General features: G+C 46.0%; 14 protein-coding genes. 9 read left to right on the forward strand and 5 right to left on the reverse strand.

Annotation, left to right across the window (positions count from 1 at the left end):
* Positions 1-2: 2 nt before the first annotated feature.
* The 5 genes from DYP60_RS04435 (at position 3) to DYP60_RS04455 (ending at position 6873) form a co-directional block, all read left to right on the forward strand.
* On the forward strand, positions 3-1175 hold the full coding sequence (locus tag DYP60_RS04435) for a radical SAM protein (RefSeq protein ID WP_117329861.1): 1173 nt from the start codon (positions 3-5) through the stop codon (positions 1173-1175).
* 44 nt (positions 1176-1219) lie between these two features.
* The gene (locus DYP60_RS04440; protein ID WP_117329684.1) at positions 1220-2380 is read left to right on the forward strand and encodes an MFS transporter; all 1161 of its coding nucleotides are present in this window, start codon (positions 1220-1222) and stop codon (positions 2378-2380) included.
* Positions 2381-2459: 79 nt separating this feature from the next.
* On the forward strand, positions 2460-5438 hold the full coding sequence (locus DYP60_RS04445; protein WP_117329685.1) for a hypothetical protein: 2979 nt from the start codon (positions 2460-2462) through the stop codon (positions 5436-5438).
* A complete protein-coding gene (locus DYP60_RS04450; RefSeq protein ID WP_117329686.1) occupies positions 5435-6232 on the forward strand; it encodes an inositol monophosphatase family protein in 798 nt (265 codons plus the stop codon). The genes DYP60_RS04445 and DYP60_RS04450 overlap by 4 nt, the downstream gene beginning before the upstream one ends.
* Positions 6229-6873, forward strand: coding sequence for an HAD hydrolase-like protein (locus tag DYP60_RS04455; RefSeq protein WP_117329687.1), 645 nt, complete (start codon positions 6229-6231; stop codon positions 6871-6873). The genes DYP60_RS04450 and DYP60_RS04455 overlap by 4 nt, the downstream gene beginning before the upstream one ends.
* An 18-nt stretch (positions 6874-6891) precedes the next feature.
* Here the strand turns inward: DYP60_RS04455 and DYP60_RS14160 are convergent, their stop codons facing one another.
* Positions 6892-7068, reverse strand: a complete 177-nt coding sequence (locus DYP60_RS14160) for a hypothetical protein (RefSeq protein WP_160527872.1) — start codon at positions 7066-7068, stop codon at positions 6892-6894.
* 88 nt (positions 7069-7156) lie between these two features.
* Between DYP60_RS14160 and DYP60_RS04460 the strand changes: the two genes are divergently transcribed.
* The 4 genes from DYP60_RS04460 to DYP60_RS04475 are packed head-to-tail and all read left to right on the forward strand — an operon-like array spanning position 7157 to position 10885.
* Positions 7157-7552 (forward strand): RidA family protein, encoded by a 396-nt coding sequence (locus tag DYP60_RS04460; RefSeq protein WP_117329688.1) that lies wholly within the window; start codon positions 7157-7159, stop codon positions 7550-7552.
* Between the two features lie 14 nt (positions 7553-7566).
* Positions 7567-8685 (forward strand): glycine cleavage system aminomethyltransferase GcvT, encoded by a 1119-nt coding sequence (gene gcvT, locus DYP60_RS04465; RefSeq protein ID WP_117329689.1) that lies wholly within the window; start codon positions 7567-7569, stop codon positions 8683-8685.
* Entirely contained in the window at positions 8685-9989 is a 1305-nt protein-coding gene (locus tag DYP60_RS04470) for a hypothetical protein (RefSeq protein WP_117329690.1), read from the forward strand. The genes gcvT and DYP60_RS04470 overlap by 1 nt, the downstream gene beginning before the upstream one ends.
* An 8-nt stretch (positions 9990-9997) precedes the next feature.
* Positions 9998-10885: a zinc ribbon domain-containing protein gene (locus DYP60_RS04475; RefSeq protein ID WP_133299285.1), complete on the forward strand. Its 888-nt coding sequence runs from the start codon at positions 9998-10000 to the stop codon at positions 10883-10885.
* On the opposite strand, the gene ybaK is transcribed toward DYP60_RS04475, so the two are convergent.
* The 4 genes from ybaK to DYP60_RS04495 form a co-directional block, all read right to left on the reverse strand.
* Positions 10882-11349 (reverse strand): Cys-tRNA(Pro) deacylase, encoded by a 468-nt coding sequence (ybaK, locus tag DYP60_RS04480; protein ID WP_117329862.1) that lies wholly within the window; start codon positions 11347-11349, stop codon positions 10882-10884. The genes DYP60_RS04475 and ybaK overlap by 4 nt on opposite strands.
* An 89-nt stretch (positions 11350-11438) precedes the next feature.
* Positions 11439-12410, reverse strand: coding sequence for an ABC transporter permease (locus tag DYP60_RS04485; protein ID WP_206363104.1), 972 nt, complete (start codon positions 12408-12410; stop codon positions 11439-11441).
* Positions 12407-13474: an ABC transporter permease gene (locus DYP60_RS04490; protein WP_117329692.1), complete on the reverse strand. Its 1068-nt coding sequence runs from the start codon at positions 13472-13474 to the stop codon at positions 12407-12409. Before DYP60_RS04490 ends, DYP60_RS04485 begins: the two co-directional genes overlap by 4 nt.
* Complete coding sequence (locus tag DYP60_RS04495; protein WP_117329693.1) at positions 13471-15012, reverse strand: ABC transporter ATP-binding protein; 1542 nt, start codon at positions 15010-15012, stop codon at positions 13471-13473. The genes DYP60_RS04490 and DYP60_RS04495 overlap by 4 nt, the downstream gene beginning before the upstream one ends.
* Positions 15013-15112 lie beyond the last annotated feature (100 nt).

Here is a 15112-nt window from a genome sequence, read left to right on the forward strand (position 1 = left end):
GTATGGATACACAAAGCAAGTTGGATATCTTGAGTCGTGATGCCCAGTATGATCTTAGCTGTGCCTGTGGGACCAAAAATCCCAATGAGCACCGTAAACGGGATAACACGGGCAGTGGTTGGCTCTATCCCACAACAACTGCCAGTGGAGGGCCGGGGATTGTTCTCAAGACCCTGTTGGGCAATCGATGTGTCAATGACTGCAAGTATTGTCCACTGAGAACAGGTCAAGATTTTCGCCCTGTTGCACTATCTCCTTCAGAGATGGCTTCCTTCTTCTATGATTTTCAGGCAAAACGACCCCTACTTGGGTTGTTTCTTTCCAGTGCTGTCATGGGAGATGCAGGAGGGACCATGGAAATGCTGGTTTCAACTGCCAAAATCTTGAGAAACCGTTACCACTACAAGGGCTATATCCATTTGAAAGTTATCCCAGGATCCACCAAGGAAAGCATTGATGAAGCTCTCAAGTATGCCAGTGCTCTTTCCCTAAATATTGAAACACCAGGGGAACATCATTTTTCCAAACTCACAGATGCCAAAAACTATGTGCAGGATATTCTGGAGCCGCTCAAGTATATTGCAAGTCAAACAGCAAGAGGGAGCCAATATCAACGAGTTCATACTTCCAGTCAGTTCATAGTTGGAGCCAGTAATGAGTTGGATAAGGAAATCTTGTTCTATACAAGTCGGATGTACAAGGAACTGCATGTGGGACGGCTCTATTTCAGTGCATACCAACGAGGCTTGGGGGATTCTTCCCTTCCCGGAGAGCAGGTTGCCGCCCCGAAGCAAGCACAGCTGGAGCTGTTCGATGGCCTTCCTTCCATTCCTCTACAGGACCAAGGGCTGTTGACTCGTGAACACCGTCTTTACCAAGCCGATTGGCTCTTGCGGAAATATGGGTTCAATTTTGAAGAATTATCCTTTGGACAGGAGGGGAATCTCAGCCTTGATGATGATCCAAAACTTGCTTGGGCAAAAGCAAATATAGATTTCTATCCCCTGTCGATCAAGCGAGCACCAAAGGAAGCCTTGCTCAGGGTTCCTGGCTTAGGCCCCACCTATGTGAATCGCATCATTGATAAACGACGCAATACTCCTATCTCGTGTCTTGAGGATTTGCATCTTCCTTTCTCAACCCTCGAAAAAGCTCGTCCATTTATCACCATGTAAAGAAAGGTCTTGTTGTCAGTTGTACAAATCCCTACAATGCATCCATGGTCAGTCTCTATACATCTTTCTTTTTTGTTTTTGCCATTATGGCAGTGTTCAATCCCTACTTGCAGGTGATGATCAGAAACCTTGGGTACTCACATGACATGGTGGGGTTACTTCTCGCTGTTTTTGAGACTGCCGGAATTGTGGGGCCTTTGTTGATTGCCCGTCATGTTGACAATCGTGGATCAAGCAAGAACACGATACTCTTCTGTACTGGTATGTCTGCCTTGGGTGTAACGTTATTGATGGTTTCCACTTCTATTTGGATGACCATGTTTGCATTGACCATACTGGCCTTTTTCCTTCGATCCTTGATTCCCATAATCGATAGTTATGCTAATAACCGATTACATGGTGATGCGCAGAAATATGCAGTACTGAGAAGCGGTGGAACAATTGGGTTTGTACTTTTCTCGTTGTTGTTGGCAGTGACACATCGGCCTGATCTCACCAGCAACAGCAATATTGGTTTTCATGTTTTAGGGACATTTTTGCTTTTTATGTTTCCTGTGTTGGCTTGGAAGAAGGAGCCAAAACGACCGAAAATTCCACATGATGACTCAACCCAAGCTGAGGGTAAGTGGTACGACCTTGCTTTTATCGTTGGATTGGTGATTATTGGTTTGAACAGGATGAGCATGTCCTCCATAGCCAGTTTCTTTTCCTTGTATCTGGTGGAAGAGTTGGGGATTAATGCAATCAGCCTGATGAATGCAATCGCATCGGGTAGTGAGTTTGGCGCCTTGATTCTTGCAGGGTATCTCCTACAAAGAAAAAAGGTACTTCCTGTCCAGCTGTTGATGATCAGCAGTGGTGCAATGGTGGTCCGTCTGCTTATATATGCGATGGTACCAACTTTTGGTGGTGTATTGGTTGCTCAGTTTCTTCACAGCCTTTGTTATGGGTTTTTTCATCCGGCAGCAATCTTTTTAGTTGCTCGTAGGGTGCGGCGTTCACACAGGACGCTCGGTATGTCGATGTATGTTTCGCTTGGTATAGGATTACCTACGGTACTAGGATCGAGTCTGGGTGGTCTTATCGTTGAACAGTTTGGATATCGTGCTCTTTTCATGGATTATTCCTTGTTTGCTCTAGCATCAGTTGTAGTAGGTCTTGCTAGTTATAAGCTCATGACTTCAAAGACACTCGAAACGATATGATTTGGTTGTACGAACATGGGGAGCGAAGTTTGAATGAGAGAGAAAGGTGTGGTATGCTCTACTACGAGGAGAGTCAACAGTGAAAACCAGTGAGGGTTGGGATTTACTTTCCATTGGTGAGATTCCGACTGAGAAGGTGCAGAAGAATCTCAAGGAAATCTCCGTTTTTCTTTCCAATGATATCCGGAATATCAAGAATATCGTTTTCCAATACCACCCGTTGGAGGTGGTGAAATTTGCATACTGGGAACAGCATAGAATCTTGAGGAAGAAAAACTCTGACCTTTTCACACAGCAGGCTGCCTTCCGTCTGGTTGCCTATCTTTCGAGTCTGCTTCCATACTGGAAGAGGCCATATGAACAAGATAGGGAGCTTAAGTCGAAGGATTGGAAACGTGTAACTCAACTATTTGATGATCTCTGCAAGAAAACTATTCGCTATGTTGACAACTATACTTTGCTGTTGCGCAACCAAGGTATGTTTGCTTCTGATGAGGAGATGCTAACTTTTCAGGAAGAAGCGAGTGATTTCTGTCTTCCCCCGATTCCAGAACAGGATTTATTACAGCAGAAATTAACTGCATTGCGATATCAATTGCAACCATTCAATGCTCTGGTTAATCAAGTATTCCCGGCAAAGCTGGATGGACTGCTCTCTGCATTTCTGCACTTGTCTAAACAAGCTTTCGAAGGGATTGATTCCTTGCTTGAGGATAATGCAACCTTCAAGCAAGCGAGTATGTTGCAACTTGAGGTACTCAAGAGTCGTGGTGAGCGTGTTGATGACTTGGAATCGGTCATGAACAGAATTATCAAAGAACAGGGATGGGAGTCATGGGTTGAGAGCATCGTTGACCGTCGTGACAAGTTTCTCCTTTTTGATGTGCTTGGTGATGCAACTCTCAATGAGCGAGATGCGTATTTGCTCTCTGATGCTCTTGCTTCAAAAGACTATGAGGAGGCGAGCCATTTACTGAGCGACGGATTGGAGAGTGATGAGTGCCCATTTATCCGCTTAGATGCTTCCTACTACTGCTTTGTTGGTCATTCCTTGCTCGATAAGGCGTATGGCTATATCAAGCGCGCTGTCTGCACGCAGGATGAAGAACTGGCGAGACAATGGAATAGTATCGAGTCTGAAAAGCGGAGTCTGGTGCCGGTTACTTTCTTTACTGGGATGTTGGGCACGCTGAATTATACTTCTCATGTAGATTACCAGGATGGATATCTTGATGCACTCTACGAAAATGAAGAGAAACAGGTTGTAGTGCAAGTTCCTTCTAGCCATGGAGAGGAAATCGATGGCAATCCGTTCCATGATTCAGAGCAATATGTCCACAATCTACAGAAAACCCTCAAGGCGAGTAATCTTGCACAAGCACACCCTGCAATCGCTGTAATCATAGATACCAAGCACCCTACGCTCTATCCCTTGGAAGTTCAGGAAGGGGTGCTGAGACTTTCTTTCTTGCAACTAGCAAACCTTGCATCTAGCTGGGAAGGTGTTACAGAACTCAAGGAGTTGTTGGGTCTTTCCCCTTTTGCAGGGGTTCATCGTCATGAGGATGCAGAAGAAGAGGACCTTCTTCCCCCAGAAGATGATATTCCTCCAGAAGATGATATTCCCTTTACAGGTGCATCGTACTTCACCGAAGGAGATGCCTCTGAATCTAACGAGAGCGAATCTGATGAGAATGAAACAGCAGGTGATATTGTTACACAAAGTGAGCAGCCAAGTCTTTTTGATCTTGATGAGGAGGATGTGTTCAATTCTTCCAGAGATACTAACCAAGAAAATGAGAATGATGAGTATGAGATGGAAGCCTATTGCATCATTGATGATGCTTCATACTCGAATGATATAGAGTATGAAGATGCTGATTTTCTGAATACTGCAAATGCGGACATGGAAGATGAGGCCGAGGAAGACAGCGAGATGTTCCATGCGAGCTATACGAGTGATGAAGATGATGAGCATGATTTTGAAGCTATGCTTATGGAAGAGGAAGATGAGCATAATTTTAAAAATATGCTTATGGAAGAAGATGATGATTTCCTGATTACTGCAAATGCGGACATGGAAGAGGAGGCTGAAGAAGGCAGCGAGATGTTCCATGCGAGTTATACGAGTGATGAAGATGATAAGCATAATCTTGAAGATATGCTTAAGGGGGAAGATGATGATGAGGACGAAGGTCCGGCCAACCCCTTCTCCTTTTTTGGACATCTCTCAAATATCGTAAAAGGTGTGGATGACGGACTAACACCAACGGAAGAAGAAACTCCCGTGGAGAAAGAAACTCCTGTGGAGAAAGAAACTCCCGTGGAGAAAGAAACTCCCGTGGAGGAAGATGCTCCCGTGGAAGAAGAGAAACCCTTTCACCCTGATAATCGGCTTGCTCTCCCTCCTGAATATAATAAATACGAGAAAGTGAGTCCTAAATCATCGGAAGCAGAAGAAGAGAATGCTGAGAATCTGGCAACAGGTATCCCTCGTTTCTTGCTTGCAGATACCATTGCCAAGACCGTAGAAAAACCACAACCTCAAAGAAAACCGGAACAAAAACTGGAACTTTCAGGTTTTCAGCAGGAAAAGGTTACAAGTACTGTGGATGGTAATCTACCTTCTACTCTGAAGGAAATCTTGGAGCGGTTGAGCCCTGAATGGGAGACAGAGAATCCCTTCGTATCATTCTGCAAGCAAGCTGAACCACAACTCTTGATGGGCACTGCTGGTTTGATTGAACAAGCAAGGCAGTCACAACTGAGTGACAAGAAAGACAAAATGTTCACCATACCTGGGTTCGACATAACTGTGTTCCTGATGGCTGAGAAAGGAGACGCTCTACGTGCTTGGGATCGAAAAGAGAATATTGGAGCTATCATGTATATGCAAAACAAAACCACTTGGAATGTTCTCTATCTAGGATACAATGTAAGTGGAAAACTGTTGCAGGCAGAAGAGCAATCCATACGCTATGAAGATTTTTCCCAATCCGATTGGAAATATGCAGTTAATTTGGGTGATAGAATCCTTGAGAAGAAGCGAATGAGATGAACCAAGAAAAACATATTGCACACCACCTTGATATTGCACTACAGGCAGCCAAATCAGTTGGGCCACTGGTGTTGAAAGCAGGAGTGGCAAGACATATTTCCGTAAGAAGCAAACACGAGAATGATTTTGTTACTGAGACAGATCAAGCAGCGGAACAGCATATCATTGGGGTACTCAAAACGTATTTCCCTGATGATGCGATTTTTGGGGAAGAGAGCGGTAAAACCGGGAATCATGAAATGGGCCGTTGGGTTATCGATCCTATAGATGGTACAACCAATTTCTTTCGCTCTATTCCGAATTACACCATCAGTATTGCTTGGGAATTGGAACCTTTTAAACCCTTGGTGGGGGTGGTATACAATCCAAGGCAACAAGAACTGTTTTGGGCGAGCAAGAGCCATGGGGCTTTCCTGAATGGGCAACCAATCAGGGTGAGTGATATTGATGATGTCTCCAAAGCTTTGATGGTTTGTGTGCCTCCTCATCGTCATCATGAATTAGCAGATGAATTCTTTGAAACCTCAAAAAGAATCTTTTTAGCTACGAGTGACTTTCGGTCCCTTGGCTCCTGTGCTCTAGAGCTCTCCTACATTGCAGCAGGAAGGCTTGATGGGTATTTTGAACGATGTCTAGGTTATTATGATCTTGCAGCAGGGATGCTTATCGTAAAGGAAGCAGGAGGCAAAGTGGAGAGTGCTGATCCTAGGCAACCATTTACCGATGAGAGGTGTGATCTTGTTGCTTCAAATGGCTTGATACAAGATTGGATTTTGCATATGGTGCATGCATGAACTTCAAACTTGCTATTTTTGATCTTGACGGTACACTCATGAACACCTCTCCAGGAATATTCGCATCGGCTAATGCAGCGATGGAAAAGCTGGGTTTTCCCCCAGAACATGATGTGAACCAGCTGAGTAAATTTATCGGACCTCCCATCACGCAGTGTTTTGTCGAAGTGTACAACCTAGAACCCTCCCTGATAGATGAAGCAATCTCTCTCTATCGAGTGGAATATGATACCCATGGACGTTTTAACGCGCACCCATACCCAGGCATCCCTCAGCTTTTATCTACCTTGAAAAATCGTGGCTATTTGCTTGCAGTAGGGACCTTGAAATATGAAAAACTCGCAAAACAAATGTTGGAACATTTCAATCTTGATGGATATTTCGACTCAATCAGGGGAGCAGATCTGGATTCAACGCTCTCAAAAGCAGATATTGTCAACAAAGTACTCAAGGACCTCGCAGTAGAAGCAAAGGATGCAGTGCTTATTGGGGATACTTATCATGACCAGAAAGGTGCGATGGATGCTAATGTTCCCTTCATTGCAGTGGATTGGGGTTTCGGGTTCCCCAAGGGTCATCCGAAGGACGAGACCACTTTTGCAGTCGTTCGGAGCCCTGAAGAGCTTCTTACAATGCTATAAGAGAAAGAGTTTCCATCCCTATGCAATGCATTTCTTCTTATTCCCCAACGGAGCGAGAGGAAAGGAATCAGCATGATGGTTCCTCTCTGGAGCGAGTGCAGGGAAAGCAAGGTAAGATACCCCGTCCCTTGGGGCGGAAAAGGAGGCAACGCCTCCTGAGTCCAGGGCTTGCCCTGGGGTATTGATACCTTTCATTATATGATACGCTGTGTTGGTCAGTAGTATTATCCACATGGATACGACTGAAAACCAATTCATGTATAGAAAGAGGAGAATATACAGTATGATGTTTCAATTGGAAAAAACTCAAGTTTCCACCGCTAATGCTCCTGCAGCAATAGGCCCATACAGTCAGGCTGTTGTTGCCGGTCCTTTCGTTTTTACCAGCGGACAGCTTCCTGTCGACCCGAAAACCAACGAACTGGTTGGTGGAGATGCAGCAAATCAGGCTAAACAGGTTTTTGAGAACCTGAAGGCCGTGCTCGCAGAAGCTGGCACCGATCTTTCCAAGGTTGTCAAAGCAACTGTGTTCTTGAAAAATATGGATGACTTCGGTGCCGTCAATGAAGTCTATGCCTCCTATTTTGAAGAAGGAATCCTTCCTGCTCGTTCAGCAGTTCAGGTTGCAAAGCTTCCCAAGGATGTCTCCGTAGAAATTGAAATGATTGCCTTGGTATAAGTAAAGGAAAAACCATGAAACGCACACCACTGTATCAGCGATATAAAAACTATCCAGGGGTCAAGTTGATTGACTTTGGGGGTTGGGAATTGCCTGTGCAATTTGAGACGGGCATCCTAGGAGAGCATGACGCTGTACGAAATCGTGCGGGACTTTTTGATGTTTCCCACATGGGGGAGTGCAATGTAAGTGGGGAGACAGCAGCCTCCTATCTTGAGTATCTTTGCACAAACTCCATCAGTGACATGCAGGTAGGCCAGTGTCGCTACACACTGATGTGCTATCCTAATGGAACGGTGGTGGATGACTTGCTCATCTACCGTCGCTCCGATATCTCTTTCATGGTTGTTATGAATGCATCCAATATTGAGAAAGACCTCCAATGGATCAAAGAAGGCAATCCAAGATCGGGAGCGTGCCCGATGGTACAAGATATTTCTGATGCAACGGTCCAATTGGCTTTGCAGGGTCCTCTCTCCTCCCAGATTCTTGCTACGTTGGTACCTGACTGCGACACCATACAAACCTTCCACTTTAGAAGCCAGTGTGAAGTAGGGGAGGTAATGACTCTCATCAGCAGGACTGGCTATACCGGAGAAGATGGGTATGAACTGTACTGTGCTGCAGAGGATGGCCCGCTCCTTTGGGATATACTCTTGGAAGCAGGCAAGTCCTTTGGCCTTATCTGCTGTGGCCTCGGTAGTCGCGATACCTTGCGCATGGAGGCAAAACTCCCGTTGTATGGGCATGAGATTAGTGACAGCATCACACCATTAGAAGCCAATCTCTCCAACTTTGTAAAACTCGAAAAGACAGATTTCTGTGGAAAGGATGCTTTGCTCAAACAGAAAGAAGCAGGCGTACCCAGAAGTCTGAGAGGTATTGAGATGGTGGAAAAAGCAGTTCCACGTAGTGGATACCGGGTTTTTCTTGGAGATGAGGATATTGGGTATGTTACCAGTGGGACGAAGAGTCCTACCTTGGGTATTTTCTGTGCATATGTTCTCATAAAGCGAGAAACTGGACTCAAGTTCGGTGATACCGTGGATATTGAAATACACGGGCAACGTAAAAAGGCGAAGTTGGTGAAGACGCCTTTCTACAAGCATGGAGTGAAAAACAGTCAATTATAATGAAACGCATCCAGAATTATGCACCTGAAGGGTTCATCGCACTCGATAATTCCGCATTAATCTATCCTCCTACTGAGGCTGTGTTCAATGCGAATACGTTTCGTGTTTCCATGGATTTTTCTTTCTCCATCAAAAAAGCGATTCTGGAGCAGGCATTACATGACCTTCTCTACCGATGTTCCTACGCCAAAATTCGTTTGCACACCGGTTTTTTCTGGTACTATCTTTCTCCCAATGATGCGGATCCTATCGTACATAAAGAGGGGAGTTATCCCAGTGGAAGGTTTGCGTTCAAGGAGAACAACGGTTATCTATTCAAGGTGCTTTACAGTGAGCATCGTATAGCCTTGGAATGTTTTCATGCACTTACAGACGGCTCTGGTGCAATGGCTTACCTGAAGCTGTTGATTGAGCGATATTGCCACCATGCAGGAATGCCACAAGTGGAATTCTCTGGCGGATTGAATTACCGAGTACGGCCTGCAAAACAGGAATTCAGTGATCCATTTCAACATCTCTATGATAAACAGATACCATCGTATCCAGCGATCAGCAAGGCGTATCATCGCAAGGGAAACGGACCGTTTGATGACCGGGTAAAGGTAATCAGTGCAACCATTGCGACCGATCAGATCAAGAAACGAGCAAAACAGCGATCGCTTACCATAGGTGAATACCTTTCAACCGTCTACCTCTACAGTTTGCAGCGACTACAGCTTGAGGAAGTTCCTAACCAGAAGCAGCGCAAGCCTATACGCCTATCCGTCCCAATGAACCTAAGAAGAATATTTGGGTATGACACGATGAGGAACTTTACCCTGTTTGCTGTCGTCGGTATCGAGCCAGCTTTGGGATTCTACGAGTTTGATGAGATTGCCACTGAAGTTCATCTACAGATGGCCCAAGCGCAATCCAAGAAACGATTATTAAGCCAGATCAAGCGGAATGTCTCAGGGGAGAGAAATCCTTTTATACGATTCGCTCCAACTGCCCTTAAAAACCCACTGTTCAAATTGCTTTCCGATTTTCTTGGAGATGACCAATATAGCGGAGTGATCACAAATCTTGGGTATGTTGCACTTCCTCCTCAGCTGGAGAGTCAAGTCGTACGATGTGATTTCCATCTAAGCCCTGGGTTGTTGAACAAAATAAGCTTGGCTGTCATTGGCTATCTTGATAGGATTGTGGTGAATTTCAATAGTTTCTATGCAACAGATACCTCCTTGGAGCGACTCTTTTGTACCTTCTTGGTGGAAGATGGCATCCAAGTCGAAATTGCGACCAACAGGGAAGATACGAGGTAATACAAACCATGGCATATTGCGTACGATGTGGAGTAAAATTATCCAGTGGAACGAAGACTTGCCCCCTATGTGGAACAGAGGTACAACTTCCTCCAGGAATGGAAGAAACTTCCAGTGATCCTCTTTTCGCCAAAGAGTTGCCCCCAGAGGGAACTCACGGTATTACCAAAGCAAGGAAAGGCTTGATTGAATTAATTATAGCTCTTTTTGCAGTCAGTGAGATTACCGTTGGGCTTTCCCTCTTTTTTTCCGATGCTTTGGCGTATGGATTCATACCCTTATTCTGTATCGCTATGGCTACCGTTAGCTTGGTATCCATTGTTCTAGCCAAACCCCGATATGTGCATCACGCAAGCTGGCAGAGCTTGATTGTTGCGCTCTTGTTACTGGGGCTCGATGGGGCTGATTTTGTTTGGAGTTGGTCGCTCATTGCAGTCGGTGGGATAGTGATATTCTGGATGTATGGGGTGTTCCCTTGGAGCAGATGGGCAAAGAAGCATGTGAAGGGTGGTATTGCATTAAGCGTACTGTCCACGGTGTTCTACCTAGCATTAATCAACCTGGTGGTCTCTGGTGCCCTTACTTGGTTCCTTCCTGTAGCGGTTCCCACACTGCTTGCGTTGTTGCTGGGTACCCTTTTGTTTTTTCTCTGGTTTTCCAACCGGAAGGGGAATAGAATCCCCATCGCCGATATTGTGCTTGGATCAATGGTCGTTCTTTTCAGTTCCAGTGCAGTGTTTGATGGCTCACTCGCAAGGTATCAGACAGGAGCAATCTCCCTTCGCTGGGCGAGCAGCCTTTTGGTAACAGCACTAGTGATTTTGTTGTTTATGGTTGCAGTCTCGCTCTCTCTCCGTCTTAGGAGATATTTTACCAGCCATAACAGACATGACTAAGTAAAGTCTGCAAACTTCCCTTGGGTGGCCGATACAAGATCCTCGGGTTTGATTTTCAACTGTAACCCGCGAACCCCTGCACTAACATGGATGTACGGTTCCGCTTGGGCTACTTCCTCGATGAATGTAGGGAATTGTTTCTTCATTCCCAAGGGGCTGCATCCTCCGCGAATATAGCCTGTGACAGATTGAAGCCGGTCGAGCTTCAATAGATCAATATCCTTGCTCCCCGTCAAAGCCTTCACCTTCTTTAGGCTGACAGAGAAATCTGCAGGAAGGCAACATACGAAGATTTGTTTCTCATTATCTTCCAGCACGATGGTCTTGAATACTTGGGAAGGTTCCAATCCAGCAACCTCACTCGCATGAACTGCATCGAGATGCTCCTCATCCCAGGAGTATGCTACCACCTCATAGGGAATACCCTGGGCTTCCAGAATTCGCATCGCATTGGTCTTTTTCATATGAATATCGTAATGAGTTGAAACCCGGTATGCAAGCATGTAAAAGGGGACCCTAAGGTCCCCTCTTGTAGATAGAATCCCCTGCATAGTTATTTGTCATCGATTGCAAATGACGTCCCCAAGGCAGAAGGAGATGCGAACGAGCCTTTTTTCTTCTGATTGATGATCGTCATGGTTGCCAATGCAACAAGTGTGATCAAATAGGGTGAGAATCCAAGGAACTGGCTGGGAATGACCATTTTCAGTCCAGCAGCTTGTAAGCTGAACTGCAAACTGGTTATACCACCGAAGACCAGTGTTCCAATCACCACTCGAGCGGGGTTCCAGGTTGAGAAGATGACCAAGGCAATGACAATCCAACCTTTACCACCTGTCATGCCTTCATTCCAGCTTGGGGTGAAACTCAATGAGAGACATGCACCACCAAGACCTGCAAGCATTCCACCGATGACAGTGTATATATAGCGGATCTTGGAAACCGAAATACCCATAGAAGCAGCAGTTCTTGGATTTTCTCCTACAGCCCGGACCACCATGCCATGCTTGGTCTTGTACATGAAGAACCAGGCAAAGGGGATCAGGAGGTAGAGGGCATAGGTAAGCAAGCTTACATCAAAGAGAGCTCCAAGGATTGGGATATCGCTCAAGAAGGGGATGGCAATGTTGCTGAACTTGCTAGGGATGTTCATGCCGGTGAGGTTATAGCCGTTGGAAGCAGGACCAAGCCGTTCTCCCAGGAAGTTGGCAAGTCCGGTGCCGAACATGGTGATGGCAAGCCCAGCAGGAACTTGGTTCGCCCGCATCGTAATGCAGAGAAATGCATGGATGAGACTGAAAAATCCCCCCACCAGCATCGCCATCATCAATGCGAGATACAGATTTCCTGTATTGAATGCTGTGGTGAAGCCAGCGAGCGCTCCCATGAGCATGATACCTTCCATACCAAGGTTCAGTATTCCTGTTTTCTGGGTATAAACTTCTCCCAATGTAGCGTAGGCAAGGGAGGTCCCCATGGCCAGTGTTGCCGCTAGTAGTTTCGTGATGAAATCAAGCATGTTCATGCGGTAACCTCCTTACGGTTTTTGATCACGAGCAAACGATACTCGATGAAAATATTGCCAGCCAACAACGGAATGAGTATCAAGCCTTGCAGAACAGCACCCATAGCATTGGGCAACTTCATAGTCATCTGTAAGGCATCACTGCCCGTTTCAAGAGCGGCCATAATGACTGAGACGATGATGGATATAAACGGATTGAGACCGCTCATCCATGCAATGATGATACCGGTAAATCCGTATCCGGCATCAACTCCCTTGGTCAACTGGTGCGTCACCGCTGCTGCATCAATTACTCCTGCCAAACCAGCGATTGCCCCACTAAGCAGCATTGCAAGGATAATATTCTTTTTGATTGAAACACCCTGGCACTCTGCTGCTCGTTTGTTCTTGCCAATCATATTCAGCTCGAACCCCCAACGTGTCTTATACAAGACGAACCAGAGAATTCCCACAAGAATCAGGGCTATGAAGATACCTCCATGTACTCGCCCCCAAATTCTGGGAAGCCATGCTTCTTTGGGATACAGTACGGTACCCATATTTCCTCGAGGAGCCTTCCACGCATCGAAATAGAGGTATTCAGCAAAGCCGATGATGATGTAGTTCATCATCAAGGTGGTGAGCGTTTCATCAACACTCCACTGTGCTTTCAACACACCGGGAATGCCGCCCCATATGGCACCGAATAAAATACCAACAAGCATACCTACAGGAAGCAGTAGGGCACTCGGGAGGAAAGTCCAGAATTGCATTACCCAGGTAATACCGATGACACCACCGACATACTGTCCCTCAGCTCCGATGTTCCAGAACTTCAAACGGAAAGCAATTCCTACAGCAAGCCCACAAAGGAGCAAGGGAATGGACTTCACCAGGGTGTATTGTAACTTTGTCTGGCTACCGAAAGCACCCTTGATCATGGCCGCATAGGCTTGAAACGGATTGGCATCAGAGATCAGTAAGACGATGGCTCCCAGAATAAAGGATACCAGCAGGCTGGCTACAGGAACGAGCACCGCCATCCTGGTGGATCGGCTGTCGCGCTTCTCCAAGCGGAATTTCATATATCCCTCCTTTCGACACCTGCCATCAACATGCCAAGTTCCTCGGTTTTTGCATCCTTTGCATCCACGATGTCCATAATTCTCCCTTCAAACATAACTGCAATCTTGTCTGCAACCATCAACAGTTCTTCCAGTTCCTCACTTACCAGCAAGACTGCACACCCTTTGTCGCGTTGTTTGATCAGATTTTGGCGGACAGCTTCTGTGGCACCAACATCAAGTCCCCGAGATGGGTACACTGCTATAAGGATGCCCCCACAGGCATCTATCTCCCGTGCGAGTATTGTTTTCTGGATATTCCCTCCACTTAGGAACTTTACCGATGTGTCCTGGTTGGGAGTCTTGATGGTAAATAGTTCGATGAGGTGATCTGCAAATTTTCTGACCAATCCCCGTTTGATTATGTTGTGTGAAGAAAGTTCTGCAGTGCGATACTTCTTCATGGAAAGATTGTCGCCTACACTCATATCTCCGACCACTCCCATACTACCGCGGTCGGCTGGAATATGGCTTACCCCTGCTTTGATGACTTGCAAAGGAGTCTTGTTCGTCATATCCTTCCCATTGAGGAAAATGGTTCCCCCATTGACTTTCAGTAGCCCTGTGATGGCTTCAGTCAACTGTTGCTGACCATTGCCAGCAACACCGGCAATACCGAGAATTTCTCCACCGCGAATTGAGAAAGAGATGTTATCAAGAATTGGTTTCCCACCCCCAACCGGCAGTACCAATAAATCTTTCACTTCTACCTTGATGTCCCCAGGATTGTACGGGCCACGTTCCAGGGAGAATAATATATCGCGACCAACCATCATATTTGCCAAGTCCTGTACCCGTTTAATCGATTTGGTAGGACAGACGGACACACTCTTTCCTCGTCTCAGCACTTGGACGGTGTGGCTGAATTCCATCACCTCATCCATTTTGTGGGTAATGAATATGGCACTCTTGCCTTCAGTGAGCATTTTTTTCAAGATTTCATTCAAATCCCTTGCTTCCCCGGGAGTCAACACTGCTGTAGGTTCATCGAGAATAAGAATGTCGGCCCCTCGGTAGAGCAATTTCAATATTTCTACACGTTGTTGTTCTCCAACCGAAAGATCTTGAATTATCTTATCTGGATAGACCTGTAAGCCATAACGCTTGCTCAGTTCCGTAATCTTTTCATGTATTTCTGCCATGGGAGGGACAAAAGGAAGGTCCTTCATGCCCAGGACAATATTCTCTGCTACACTCATGTTCCCTACCAGCATGAATTCCTGGTGGATCATACCTATTCCAAGGGCCATTGAATCCTGAGGGGAGTTGATCTCTGCCAGCTTTCCCTTCACATAAATTTCCCCGCTGTCGGCTTGGTACAGTCCGACCAACATATTCATTAGAGTACTTTTGCCGGCTCCATTCTCACCGAGCAAGGCGAGAATTTCTCCCCGGTGCAAGGTTAGGTTCACTTGGTCGTTTGCCAGAACTCCAGGGAAGTGTTTGGTTATATTGACCATTCGCACGACGGGTGTTTCGTCGGTGGTTAATTCACTCATATTCTATCCACTTACGTTTGCCTTAGAGATAAGGCAAGAAAAGTCTTGAATCAAGTAGGGGCGGGTAGCAGCCCGCCCCTATCCAAAAGGAAATGCAATG

The organism is Sphaerochaeta halotolerans (genome assembly GCF_003429665.1).
Classification (GTDB): Bacteria; Spirochaetota; Spirochaetia; order Sphaerochaetales; family Sphaerochaetaceae; genus Sphaerochaeta; species Sphaerochaeta halotolerans.